Below are 12,303 nucleotides of genomic sequence, written 5' to 3' on the forward strand. Positions count from 1 at the left end.
TGCAAACCCTTAGACAGGTTTATAAAAATTATGACTTCTAATTAATGATTTGCACTGAACTGTTTACCTTTAACCCAATATGACCAAACCAAGCTTTATCTAGTTGACGACCTCCATAAATTGGGGTTTCCACAACTTCTAGAGGAAAAGTTTGATCGAGAAGCTCAAATTTACTTTTTTGCAGGTCTTTTATTTGAACTTCTAATTGATATTGACCTGGTAATAAAGGTAATGAATCTATAGAAAAAGTAACCTCAGCAACTTTTCCAGCTGCAAGTAACGGAATCTCTTGAAAATCTCTAAAATTCATTCCCACTATTCTATGACCATCTAGAGAGCAAATAGAAATATAAACGTCAGGTTCAATAACATCTTCTTTACCCGAAAAAGCGACTTTTATATTAGCCAAGTCGAAAGTTTTAAGGACTGGGCTAGCAGATGTATAAACTTTAACTTCTTTAACATAAAATGATTTTGTTTCAACTTCGGTATTACTAAGATTAAAACGTTCAACATCAGCAAGATATCTATCAGTAACCTCAGTAATTTCGCCAATATCTTTGAGAGTTCCTTTTGATAAAACTAAGCCAACATTACATAGACTTCTAATGGCTGACATATTGTGGCTAACAAATAAAATAGTTCTACCTTGTTTGGCTACTTCAGACATTTTATTTAAACATTTTTTCTGAAATTGTGCATCACCTACAGCCAAAACTTCATCTATTACCAAAATTTCTGGTTCTAAATGTACCGCTACCGCGAACGCCAAGCGTACATACATCCCAGATGAATAACGTTTTACGGGTGTATCTAAAAACTTTTCTACCTCAGCGAAAGCAACTATTTCATCAAATTTTTGCTGAATCTCTGCTTTACTCATTCCAAGAATGGCGCCATTCAAGTACATATTTTCTCTACCCGTCAGTTCTGGGTGAAATCCTGTACCTACCTCTAATAAACTAGCAATTCGTCCCTTAACGTTGATACGTCCTTTTGTAGGTTCTGTAATCCGACTAAGAACTTTTAGTAAGGTTGATTTGCCTGCACCATTACGACCAATAACGCCAACTTTATCGCCTTGTTTAATGTCAAAAGATAAATCTTTAAGCGCCCAAAATTCATCTTTATGGCTTCGGGTTTTTGACTTGAATTGAGATGGGTTTAACAAAGCCTTGGTTCGATTAGTAAGTACATCGCGCAAAGATGTGTAACCACCTTCTTGCTTGTGCCCAATAACGTATTTTTTACCTAAGTTTCTAACCCGTATTACCGTATCTGACACTTGCTTTACTCCCGCCTAAATTACATCTGCAAAAGTTCGTTCCGTCTTACGGAAATACCAAATCCCACTAATGAACAATAAGACTACCAGCCCTAAAGAGAGGAAAAAACCTGGTAGATATAGTTTTGATTCGCCTCCTAAAATTGCCCAGCGAAAGCCATCAATTACTCCTACCATTGGGTTCAACGAGTAGAGCAACTGCCATTCTTCTGGAACTATAGTACTACTAAATCCAACTGGCGAGATATACAGACCAAACTGCATAATAAACGGAACAACGTAGCGGAAGTCTCTGTATTTAACATTTAGAGAGGCCAACCAAAGCCCCGCTCCCATCGAAGCAGCAAAGGCGACTCCTATAAACAATGGCAGTGTGAGAATGCGCCAAGTGGGAACATAGTTATACCATGCCATTAGTCCTAGCATAATTATTCCCGAAATTAAAAAGTCTACAAAGCAGACGACTACTGCGCTTGTTGGTACTACTAAGCGAGGAAAATACACTTTGGAAACCAAGTTAGCATTAGCAATTAAACTGTTGCTGCACTCTCCAAGCGAGCTAGAGAAGAACTGCCAAGGTAGCATTGCTGCAAACACTAAAATTGGGTAAGGGGCGCCACTTTGGGAAGGTAGTTTTGCCAATTGACCGAACACGACTGTAAACACCACCATTGTTAGAAATGGACGAATAAGTGCCCAAGCCATACCAATCACTGTTTGTTTATACCGCACGAGAATGTCTCGCCATGCTAAAAAGTAAAACAGTTCTCGGTAGCGCCATAAATCTTTCCAGTACTGCTTCTCCGCGCGTCCAGCCTCAATCACCAACTCTGGTTTTTTTGGGGTGATATCTCGATTTCTCATAGTTGACTTAACCTACAAATACAAAATCTTTCATACTTCGGCAACTATTCATGCGAGCCTGTCTACGTGTAAACTCCCCGACGGAAGGATTACCATCAGGATTAGTTACTCCTATTGCTTGTTGCCACAGATCAGAGGGTGCCAGCGATATATCAAATATTTGATTATCTAGCTTTTTGACGTAATACCATTCTGTTTTCTGACAATGTGTACACCAAAATGCTTCTAGCCATTCCCCATCTAGAGCAACTGCGGTTTGGGTTGCCACTAAAATTAAGGCATTTAAGCGGCTGACTCCCCGTTGTTGTAGTTGTCCTGGTTTGTCAACGTATAACTTATACTTTTGACTTACACTGTCGATGTAACACCCATGTATTGGACAGTAAATTGCTCTACGTTTTGAACGTTTCCGATTTTTGTCACACCTTCTCTGCACTGAGCGCCCCCCTTATCATTTAATACAAAATGGACAAGAAGAAGGTTGCGGTGGAGGGACTGAGATCAAAAAGACCGTCGAAGCCCAACTCCTAGTTATCGCAAGATATTTGAGTTTTATTTAGCTTTCCTTTAAATCTACTATTTAATACGAATATGAGCGATTTAATCAGGAATAAATCTCGTCTTATTTTGTAGATTTTCCATTTTAAATTGATAGATTATAACCAAAGTAATTACATATTTAAACACTTTTATTTATTCATCTCAATAGAATTTTGTCAATGCCTTTTTATACATTTTGGTAGGGTGGGCAGTGCCCACCTTACTCTCCCCATCGAAATAGTTTCTGCAACGCCGCTTACAGTTAAGTAATACTCTCACGTATTACCTTGAGATATTCCTTTGATATTACTTCTGGGGTAAAATTTGTCTGCAAGTACTCGCGTCCTTCCTTACCCATTTCCTCTACCAACAGAGTATTACTATTGAGCAGTCGAATGTATTCAGCTAAACCATGTCCATCACCATTTTCAAAGCTACTACCGCATTTAGCATTTTTTATTAGTTCTCTAAGATAGGAATCCTTAGAGCAAATCACTGCTACTGGTCGTCCGGCAGCTAAAGCTGGATAAAGTTTACTGGGAGCAACCAAGCTTTCCATATCCATATCTATACTGACCAATGACAAATCACAGGCTGTCAAGGAGTAAGGCAGTACCTGTTTATCTTGATACGGTAGGAAAATAAAGTTAGTTAATCCGAATAGCTCTGCTTCTTGCATAACTTCCTTACGTTTCGCACCATCTCCAATAAAGACAAACTGAATTGGTTCATCTTTAAGTTCTTTGGCTGCTTCGATAATTGTATTCATATCGTGGCAGCGTCCCATGTTACCAGAATAGAGAACGGTAAATTTATCGACTAAATTATGTTTCCAAGCAAACCAGTTCTCTTTCTTAGCGATAGGTACAATTGCTTTTGAATTCGCCCAGCTATGAATCACGTATATTTTATTTTCTATTTCTGGACAAATAGCAACAAAATTCGTTCCTTCATATTTGGACTAAGAACCACTATTTCTTTGGCTTGGCGCCAAACTCGTATATTTAGGTTCTGCCAAATTTTTGCAAGCCAGTGATTCTGGGGAATTACTTTCAAGGCAACTGCGATGTCTGGGTACAAGTCGTAGAGCAAGCAAATGTAAGGAATACGAGTACATAAATGAGCTAAATATCCCAGAAACGGTAGGAATGGCGGCGCCGTGGTTACTAGCAGTACATTACGATGACGGTAATGCCTTAGCACGTGGAGGGCAGCACGTATTACGAACAGAACCCCATTCATAGCTTTACCTCGGACTCGCTTTGGCCAAAGTTTTGAGGTACGCGAGCGCTTAACTGTAACTCCAGCTGATTTTTCAATAGCAGGAGCTTCATGAGTTTGGAACGCATACCCAGGTTGACCAGTAAAAACATCAACATCTACACCCAAAGAACCTAATTGTTTTACCAGTTCTTCAATTAGTTGCCCTGTTGCCGCAAAGTCTGGAGGAAAGAATTGAGTGATTACTGAGAGTTTAATACTGTTATAACGCTGCAAATCTAGTTTTGAGCGAGTGAATTGAGGCAACAATTTTTTTGAACCTTGACTATGCGATTTCATTACCTTTATTATCCTGTTTAAATGTTTTTACATTTAATTAATCACTATATAAATAACTCTTAAACATCTATGCTTTAAAGCATTTATGCGACTCCATCATTTATTTATCATACTAATTAAGTATTCCTAATGGAGGATATGCATCAGTAATTTTTGTCAGGAATATTAAACAATATTCTAAAATAGAATAAAGTCTAAAAAAAGTTTACTAGCACTGTTTATCAAGTTACACATAACCTATATGATAATTAAGTATTTTAAATACAATCAAAAAAACTTTTGCATAAATTCATATATTATAGAGAAATTTAAACCTCTAGTAAACAAGTAACATATATATGTTACTTACAAAACAAAACACATAATTTTCTTGAATAAAAAATATAAATAATAGAGTCTAGTATTCTGGAAAACTATACTATTATTTTTTTTATTATTAAATATATTAAAGTAGAAATGAATATCATATGATATAAATTAATCCGGAAGCAGATTGCTAACTCTAGTAGTTACTATCAGCGATTAAGAGATGCGCTATCTATTCTAACAAAAACTGATTTTAACTGTAATCTTTTTCTCTGTTTAATTTTTAATTAGAAGCGAGTTTGATAAAGGTTTTGAGATAAATTATAGCCGTACAATCGTAAACAAGCATAAATATAATGATGAGTAATTCTTCTAAGCTCTCAATTTCTAATATGGATGAGAATTTAGCAATCCAATCTCAACCAATTGTAACCCAAGCGTTAGTACTACCTGAAGGGCAAGAGAGTGTGTTGAGCTTGCGTGATTACTTCGGTATTTTAAAGCGACGTGGATTAATGATTACTGGAGTAACGACTGTATTAATAGCTGGTGTTGCTGGAATGACAATGAGGCAGAAACCAGAATATGAAGGGAATTTCCGTTTATTAGTGGAACCTCCTGTCAATAATGAAAATGCTTTATCGAATCTAACTCCAACTGAAAATAAGAATACAGTTCAACCACAATTGGATTATGAAACACAAATCCAGATTCTCAAAAGTCCCAAATTGATAAAAGAGGTTGTTAGTCAACTGCAAGTTTCTCATCCAGAAATTGACTATGATACTCTGACTCAATCTTTAACAGTAACTCGTTTGGGCGAAACCAAGATTATAGAAACTCGCTACAAAAGTAAAAATTCTGAAGAAGTCAAACAAGTACTGGATAAACTAGCTAGTACTTACCTCAAGTATAGTCGTGAGCAAAGGCAAACGAGGCTGCGTCAAGGAGTACAATTTGTAGAACAACAGCTAAAACCTCTACAAAGTCGAGTTGCTCAGTTACAAAAAGCCCAACAAATATTTCGTCAAAAGTACAGCTTTTATGACCCTAATACTCAAACAGCAGAAATTAGCGCTCGCGTTAAAAATTTATCTGAACAAAGACTCGTGATAGATCAAAAATTGGCAGAAGCCAGGTCTAACTTTGCTAGCCTTAAGGGAGAGCAAGGACAATTAGCAATTCTTAAAGATGCACCTGTATATCAGCAGCAACTAATTGAACTAAGGCAATTAGATGCAAAAATAGCTGCTGAGTCAGCCCGTTTCGTAGATGACAGTCCAACTATTTTGACACTTAAAGAAAGAAGACAGAATTTGTTGCCTTTACTACAACAAGAAGCCAAGCGCTTTCTAAGTATAATATATGCCTCGGCTGCGACTCAAGTTAAAACTTTAGAGTCACAAAGTCAAGAACTAGCCGCATCTGAGCAGCAACTACTAAAAAAACAAGATGAACTACCTGCACTAACAAGACAATATAACGAATTACAGCGGCAATTGCAAGCTGCAACCGATAGCCTAAACCGCTTTCAAGCCACGCGCGAAACTCTACAAATTCAAGGAGCGCAAACAGAGCTTCGTTGGGAACTGGTTCAACCACCTACAAAACCAATTGATACTGTATCACCAAATATTCCACGTAATTTGATTCTAGGATTTGTCGCAAGCTCTTTACTCGGAGTTGGCGCCGGCTTACTGTTGGAAAAGCTCGATGAAAGATATCATAGTGTTAATTCTGTCAAGGATAAAGTTCCCTTACCATTGCTAGCGACTATTCCTACAGAGAGTCGAGTCAAAAAACTCAGAGAACCCGAAGAATCTGGAAGATTTGTTGAAGCTTTACGGGTATTGCACACAAATATTCAGTTAATTGGTAACGAAAGCTCAATTCGTTCTTTGGTGGTTAGTTCATCTATCGCTGGAGAAGGAAAATCAACAGTAGCTTTCCACTTAGCTCAAATTGCTACATCTATGGGTTTACGTGTATTACTCGTGGATGCAGATTTGCGAAATTCCAAAATTCATTCTCTGTGCGACATAGATAACGAACAGGGACTAACTGATTTAATTTCTACAAAAATGCCGATTAAAGAGGCAATTCAGAAGTTACCTTATGGAGGCCAACTATCTGTAATTTCTTCTGGCTCCCAAGTTTCTGACCCTGCTAATTTGCTGTCATCCACAGCGATGAAATGCTTGATGGCAGAGTTACATAAAAGTTTTGATTTAGTAATCTATGATACTCCTCAAATGGAGGGGCTTGCTGATACTAGCCTACTCACACCTCATGTCGATGGTGTTTTGTTGGTGACGAGAATACATAAAACAGAGCGCCCGTCTTTGATGAAAACTTTAGATAATTTAAGGATTGGACGGGTAAATGTTTTGGGTTTGGTAGTTAATGGTATTTAAACTGATCCCCCAACCCCCCGCGAATTCGCAGGGGTTGAGGCGATTATTTCATTTTGAAATTCTTGAATAAATATGGCATGATAATACCAGTTAATAAGCTTGATACAACAACTGTTATTCCTAATGGTATTTGAACTTGTGCTAATGACAGAAATAATAATAAACCAATTACTGTACCAAATACTACCTGTTTAATAAAGTTTACTGGGTCACGTAGTAATTTCCCTTTGAGAAATAGCCGCGTTGCAAACCATGCTATCTCTAACATTTTTCCTCCTTCAAAATTTTAGTTTAAGTGTGTAAGTATATTTAATACCGAAAGTCCTATCAGCATTGTTGGTATGACTCCTGCTGGTCCAAAAAATCCTCCTAATATTGCAGAGAGTTCGTAGCCTAAGTCTTTTCTGGCTAGTAATAAACCACCTATGGCGCCTCCTACCATTGAGACTATAATGGCTACAATTAACCAGACTAGTCCTGTAAAAAAGTTGATGTCGCCTACTGCTAAACTGGTTAGCAGTTTGTTTATTAGCGGGTCGTTGATAATTTCTTCCATTGTTTTTCTCCTTTGAGTTATGAGTGCTGAGTTATGAGTGCTGAGTGCTGAGTGCTGAGTTATGAGTTATTTTATTTCACTCCTAACTCCTAACTCCTAACTCCTAACTATATTTGAATTTCTAAAAGTGCTTGAGAAACTATTTCTGCTTGCTCGGTTTGTTGGTGTTGAGTGAAAATTGAAAGTGCTTGCTGATAGTTTTCGCGCGCTTGTGTCAAGTTTTTGGGGTTTCCTAGTTCTGGGTGTTCTAGGTTATCTGGAATGTTTGATAGAACGTTGGCTTTGTTGGCAATGGTGTTCGCATATTCAAGCGGTGTGTCGTATGAGTTGCGGACTTTTAATGCTTCGTTATAGCAAGCGAGCGCGCGCAGGTTATTCTCGACTGGATGCGAACTAGGTAGATACTGAAGTGCGTTGCCTAAGTTATTTTGGAGCATAGCATATTCGCGCTTGTGGTCTATCAAGTTGATGTGCTTGAGTGCTGTTTCAAATGATTGAACTGCTAAACCGTGCTGTAGATACTCTTTCTCTGATGACAAAGGCATTGAAAGGTATGCAATCGCTATATTATTGTGTAATATCGCGTACTCTTGTGGAAATTCCTGCCAAGTAAAGACTTTTAATGCTGCTTGATATGCTTTAATGCTGTCGGTAATGCGCGCTAAGTTATGGTTTGCTAACGACTGCAATACTAACCCTAAATTCATTTGAACTTCTGCGACTTCTTGCGGGATGTTTTCCGCTAACATTACTGTCAAAGCTTCTTCATAAGACTCTTTGGCTTGTAAAAGTATATCTGTCCCTGCTGTTGGTATCGCTTGTAAGGCGCCTGCCATTCCTACTTTTGCTCTTGCTTTGAGTAAAGGATAATCGTTATTACATAACTCATATGCTTGATAGTACAGTGATACAGCCGAGCGCAAATCTTTTGGTGTTTTAGGCGCCTTGTGACAACCCTGTGCCAATTCGATAAGCATTACTATCTTTTCTTCGGTTGTTGCATCGGATGCTATCGCTTCCATTGCCGCTTTGACTGTGGAATCTGTAATACTAAAGGACATGACGGCTACTTATGCGTGATTGTGTGAGGTAAGTTGAGAAGGTTTAATAAACAGTTATCCTTGCCGTGAAACCTAGTTTATCACCTCAATCAATATATAGATTTGGTTAACAATTAATAGTTAACAGCTAACGTTTATGACGATTCTAATTATCAAAAATTTTCCGCAAAATACATCTATTCTCAATATAAAACAATTTTTTTATAAATTTATATAGGTCTTTTACAAATCTTTTTTAGTTCATTAGTGTCATTATTATTAATAAAAAAAGTTTTTAATGAACACTTTACATAATTTTGTTTTTTTCAATCAAGATACACTAAAAAAAGTATTTAATCCAATACAATACAATTATCACTAGCAAAGTCACGAAACCGGGTTTTTACCCAAAATTGTTGTTTTTATTACAAGATATCGATAAAGAAACCGGGTTTTTACCTAAAATTGTTGTTTTTATCACAAGATATCAATAAAAAACCCGGTTTCTGGTAAACAATCGGAAAGTAGATAACAGATGACTAACGTATTATGGCTGCAAGGTGGCGCCTGCTCCGGAAATACCATGTCTTTTTTAAACGCAAGTGACCCTACAGCTTGTGATTTGATAGCTGACTTTGGTATTAATTTACTTTGGCATCCATCGCTAGGGCTGGAGTTAGGTGAGAACCTTCAAACATTGTTGTGGAATTGTGTGTTGGGTAACACACAATTGGACATTTTGGTGTTTGAGGGTTCGGTTGTTAATGCACCAAATGGTACTGGTGAGTGGAACCGTTTTGCAGACCGTCCAATGAAAGACTGGTTAGCTGATTTATCTAAAGTTGCTAACTATGTTGTAGCTGTCGGTGACTGTGCAACTTGGGGAGGTATACCAGCTATGGCGCCTAACCCTAGCGAATCAAAAGGTTTACAATTCCTTAAGCGCTCGCATGGTGGATTTTTAGGTAAAGATTTTAAAGCAAAATCAGGATTACCTGTAATTAACATCCCCGGTTGCCCTGCTCACCCGGATTGGATAACTCAAATTTTAGTGGCAATAGCTACTGGACGTATTGGTGACATTGCCTTCGATGAACTTAATCGTCCGCTAACTTTCTTCAAGACTTATACTCAAACTGGATGTACCCGTAATATCCACTTTGCTTACAAAGCTTCTACAGGTGAATTTGGTCAACGTAAAGGTTGTTTATTTTATGACCTTGGCTGTCGTGGACCCATGACTCATTCTTCTTGTAACCGCATTCTCTGGAATCGTGTATCTTCAAAGACGCGCGCGGGAATGCCTTGTATTGGTTGCACTGAACCTGAGTTTCCTTTCTATGACCTCAAACCAGGAAGCGTCTTTAAAACGCAAACGCTTATGGGCGTACCAAAAGACTTACCACCAGGTGTAAATAAAACTGGCTACGCAATATTAACAATGGTGTCAAAAGACACGATGCCTGAGTGGGCTGAAGAAGACTTTTTTACTGTTTAGTGGAACAGATTATGCAACGGATGTAACGGATGTAACGGATATACAATAAATGACATCCGTTACATCCGCTTTTATCCGTTGCCAGAAATTACAAACTAGAGAAGAAAACAATGGGGACTCAAATATTAGATATTTCACCTGTTGGTAGGGTGGAAGGTGATTTAGATGTTCGGGTTGAAATAGAGGATGGACAAGTTGTTAACGCTTGGACACACGCTGAACTTTTTCGCGGTTTTGAAGTAATTCTACGCGGTAAAGACCCTCAAGCTGGGTTGATTGTAACACCTCGCGTTTGTGGAATTTGCGGCGCCTCTCATTTAACGAGTGCAGCATGGGCGCTTGATACTGCTTGGGGGACAGAGGTTCCACGTAATGCTATTTTGGCGCGCAACCTGGGACAATTAGCTGAGACGTTGCAAAGTATACCACGTTATTTCTATGGACTGTTTGCAATTGACTTGACGCACGAAAAATATCGTCATAGTCCTTATTACCCAGAAGCAGTTAAGCGTTTTTCTGCTTTTACAGGAAAATCTTACGAAAAGGGTATAACGCTTTCTGCAAAACCTGTAGAAATTTATGCGCTTTTTGGTGGACAGTGGCCACACTCCAGTTACATGGTACCAGGGGGTGTGATGTGCGCCCCAACTTTAACTGATGTAACACGCGCTTGGTCGATTTTAGAGTTTTTCCGACGTAATTGGATTGAGGAGGTGTGGCTGGGGTGTTCGTTGGAACGGTATGAAGAAATTCGTACCTACGATGATTTTATGGCTTGGTTGAATGAAAAGCCCGAACACTGGAATTCTGATTTGGGATTATATTGGCGAATGGGTTTAGATATTGGACTCGACAAATTTGGCGCCGGTGTTGGAAGGTATATCAGTTGGGGATATTTACCACACGAAACTAAATATCAAAAACCCACTATTGAAAATCGAAATTCGGCGATGATTATGAAGGGTGGTGTGTACGACAGCTTTAGTGATACTCACACTGCCATGAACCAAGAGTTTGTACGTGAAAATATGACTCATTCTTGGTACGAAGAAAGCGAAACTGATATTCACCCTCTCGACCGCACTACCAAACCAAGTCCTAATAACAAGAAAGACTTTAATAACGCTTACTCTTGGTCAACTGCCGTACTGCATCAAAACCAAGGTAGACTCGAAGCTGGACCTCTAGCTCGTCAACTTGTTGCAGGTGGTAAACACGGTGAGTCTTGGCAGCATCGCGATGAATTTATTCTTGATGTTTTTAAGAAAATGCGTGGCGCCAATGTTCACCTCAGACAACTCGCACGGATGCACGAAATCGTTAAACTTTATCGTCAAGCTGAACACTGCCTGCGCGAATTTCGTCTTAACGATGATTGGTACATTAAACCTACTGAAAAAGATGGACGTGGTTGGGGCGCTACTGAAGCAGCACGCGGCGCCTTATGTCATTGGATTGATGTTCAAGGTGGCAAAATTAAAAACTACCAAATTATTACACCTGGTAACTGGAACATTGGACCACGCGATAGTCAAGGAATGCGCGGTCCCATTGAAGAAGCTTTAATTGGTACCCCAGTTCAAAACCCTACTGACCCAATAGAAGTTGGACATGTTGCACGTTCTTTCGACTCTTGTCTTGTTTGTACAGTTCATGCTCATGATGCGAAAACAGGTGAGGAACTAGCGCGCTTTAGAACCGCCTAATTTAAGCATTGAGTTACTTAGGTATTTCAAAAAATTTAATTCTTCTGTATTGTGGAATGGGCATCCTTGCCCGTTCTATTCCAAGGGTACAGGCGCCACTTCTAAAATAAGGACTAACCGTAACCAGTAGTACTATTCAATCAGGATTCTATTTGTTTAAATATATACTCATTTTTTAAATAAAAATCCGACTTTAGCTCAATATAAGTACTGAATTTCTGGGGTTTAATAATTAAATTATACTAATTTAAGCATTAACTTACTTCAAGTCAGGCAATTTGGTACTACTGGTTTGCGTTAACCAGTAGTACTCGTACAGGCGCCACTTCTAAAATAAGGACTAACCGTAACCAGTAGTACTATTCAATCAGGATTCTATTTGTTTAAATATATACTCATTTTTTAAATAAAAATCCGACTTTGGCTCAATATAAGTACTGAATTTCTGGGGTTTAATAATTAAATTATACTAATTTAAGCGTTAAGTTACTTAAAATATGACATCTTGTTCAAGTCAGGCAATTTGGTACTACT

General features: G+C 38.4%; 9 protein-coding genes and 1 pseudogene. 3 read left to right on the top strand and 7 right to left on the bottom strand.

What is annotated here, in order from left to right:
* Window positions 1-37: 37 nt before the first annotated feature.
* The 4 genes and pseudogenes from DSM106972_RS12540 to DSM106972_RS12555 all read right to left on the bottom strand — a co-directional run bounded on the left by DSM106972_RS12540 (window position 38) and on the right by DSM106972_RS12555 (window position 4,249).
* Window positions 38-1,285 (bottom strand): ABC transporter ATP-binding protein, encoded by a 1,248-nt coding sequence (locus tag DSM106972_RS12540; RefSeq protein WP_127081022.1) that lies wholly within the window; start codon window positions 1,283-1,285, stop codon window positions 38-40.
* A gap of 15 nt (window positions 1,286-1,300) precedes the next feature.
* Entirely contained in the window at window positions 1,301-2,149 is an 849-nt protein-coding gene (locus DSM106972_RS12545; protein WP_127081023.1) for an ABC transporter permease, read from the bottom strand.
* Window positions 2,150-2,156: 7 nt separating this feature from the next.
* Window positions 2,157-2,585: a hypothetical protein gene (locus DSM106972_RS12550; RefSeq protein ID WP_127081024.1), complete on the bottom strand. Its 429-nt coding sequence runs from the start codon at window positions 2,583-2,585 to the stop codon at window positions 2,157-2,159.
* A gap of 366 nt (window positions 2,586-2,951) precedes the next feature.
* A pseudogene (locus DSM106972_RS12555) lies at window positions 2,952-4,249 on the bottom strand (glycosyltransferase family 4 protein).
* A gap of 662 nt (window positions 4,250-4,911) precedes the next feature.
* Here DSM106972_RS12555 and DSM106972_RS12560 point away from each other — a divergent pair.
* Window positions 4,912-6,969 carry a GumC family protein gene (locus DSM106972_RS12560; RefSeq protein ID WP_127081025.1) on the top strand — a complete coding sequence of 686 codons (2,058 nt, stop codon included), beginning with the start codon at window positions 4,912-4,914 and terminating at the stop codon, window positions 6,967-6,969.
* A gap of 43 nt (window positions 6,970-7,012) precedes the next feature.
* Here DSM106972_RS12560 and DSM106972_RS12565 read toward each other — a convergent pair whose 3' ends face one another.
* The 3 genes from DSM106972_RS12565 to DSM106972_RS12575 form a co-directional block, all read right to left on the bottom strand.
* Window positions 7,013-7,237: a hypothetical protein gene (locus tag DSM106972_RS12565; protein ID WP_127081026.1), complete on the bottom strand. Its 225-nt coding sequence runs from the start codon at window positions 7,235-7,237 to the stop codon at window positions 7,013-7,015.
* 18 nt (window positions 7,238-7,255) lie between these two features.
* Window positions 7,256-7,525 carry an asr0689 family protein gene (locus DSM106972_RS12570; RefSeq protein ID WP_127081027.1) on the bottom strand — a complete coding sequence of 90 codons (270 nt, stop codon included), beginning with the start codon at window positions 7,523-7,525 and terminating at the stop codon, window positions 7,256-7,258.
* A 107-nt stretch (window positions 7,526-7,632) separates the two neighbouring features.
* The gene (locus DSM106972_RS12575) at window positions 7,633-8,586 is read right to left on the bottom strand and encodes a tetratricopeptide repeat protein (protein ID WP_127081028.1); all 954 of its coding nucleotides are present in this window, start codon (window positions 8,584-8,586) and stop codon (window positions 7,633-7,635) included.
* A 514-nt stretch (window positions 8,587-9,100) separates the two neighbouring features.
* Here DSM106972_RS12575 and DSM106972_RS12580 point away from each other — a divergent pair.
* Together DSM106972_RS12580 and DSM106972_RS12585 are read left to right on the top strand one after the other, a co-directional pair.
* Window positions 9,101-10,063 carry an NADH-quinone oxidoreductase subunit B family protein gene (locus DSM106972_RS12580; protein ID WP_127081029.1) on the top strand — a complete coding sequence of 321 codons (963 nt, stop codon included), beginning with the start codon at window positions 9,101-9,103 and terminating at the stop codon, window positions 10,061-10,063.
* Window positions 10,064-10,173: 110 nt separating this feature from the next.
* Window positions 10,174-11,769, top strand: coding sequence for a nickel-dependent hydrogenase large subunit (locus tag DSM106972_RS12585; protein ID WP_127081030.1), 1,596 nt, complete (start codon window positions 10,174-10,176; stop codon window positions 11,767-11,769).
* The last annotated feature ends 534 nt before the right edge of the window (window positions 11,770-12,303 follow it).

The sequence above is a fragment of the Dulcicalothrix desertica PCC 7102 genome, from assembly GCF_003991905.1.
GTDB classification, from domain to species: domain Bacteria; phylum Cyanobacteriota; class Cyanobacteriia; order Cyanobacteriales; family Nostocaceae; genus Dulcicalothrix; species Dulcicalothrix desertica.

Bases quoted from the DNA above. Each gene is read 5' to 3' on its own strand.
- DSM106972_RS12585 (WP_127081030.1), top strand. From the start codon at position 10,174: ATGGGGACTCAAATATTAGATATTTCACCTGTTGGTAGGGTGGAAGGT.
- DSM106972_RS12570 (WP_127081027.1), bottom strand. From the start codon at position 7,525: ATGGAAGAAATTATCAACGACCCGCTAATAAACAAACTGCTAACCAGT.
- DSM106972_RS12545 (WP_127081023.1), bottom strand. From the start codon at position 2,149: ATGAGAAATCGAGATATCACCCCAAAAAAACCAGAGTTGGTGATTGAG.
- DSM106972_RS12565 (WP_127081026.1), bottom strand. From the start codon at position 7,237: ATGTTAGAGATAGCATGGTTTGCAACGCGGCTATTTCTCAAAGGGAAA.
- DSM106972_RS12580 (WP_127081029.1), top strand. From the start codon at position 9,101: ATGACTAACGTATTATGGCTGCAAGGTGGCGCCTGCTCCGGAAATACC.
- DSM106972_RS12560 (WP_127081025.1), top strand. From the start codon at position 4,912: ATGATGAGTAATTCTTCTAAGCTCTCAATTTCTAATATGGATGAGAAT.
- DSM106972_RS12575 (WP_127081028.1), bottom strand. From the start codon at position 8,586: ATGTCCTTTAGTATTACAGATTCCACAGTCAAAGCGGCAATGGAAGCG.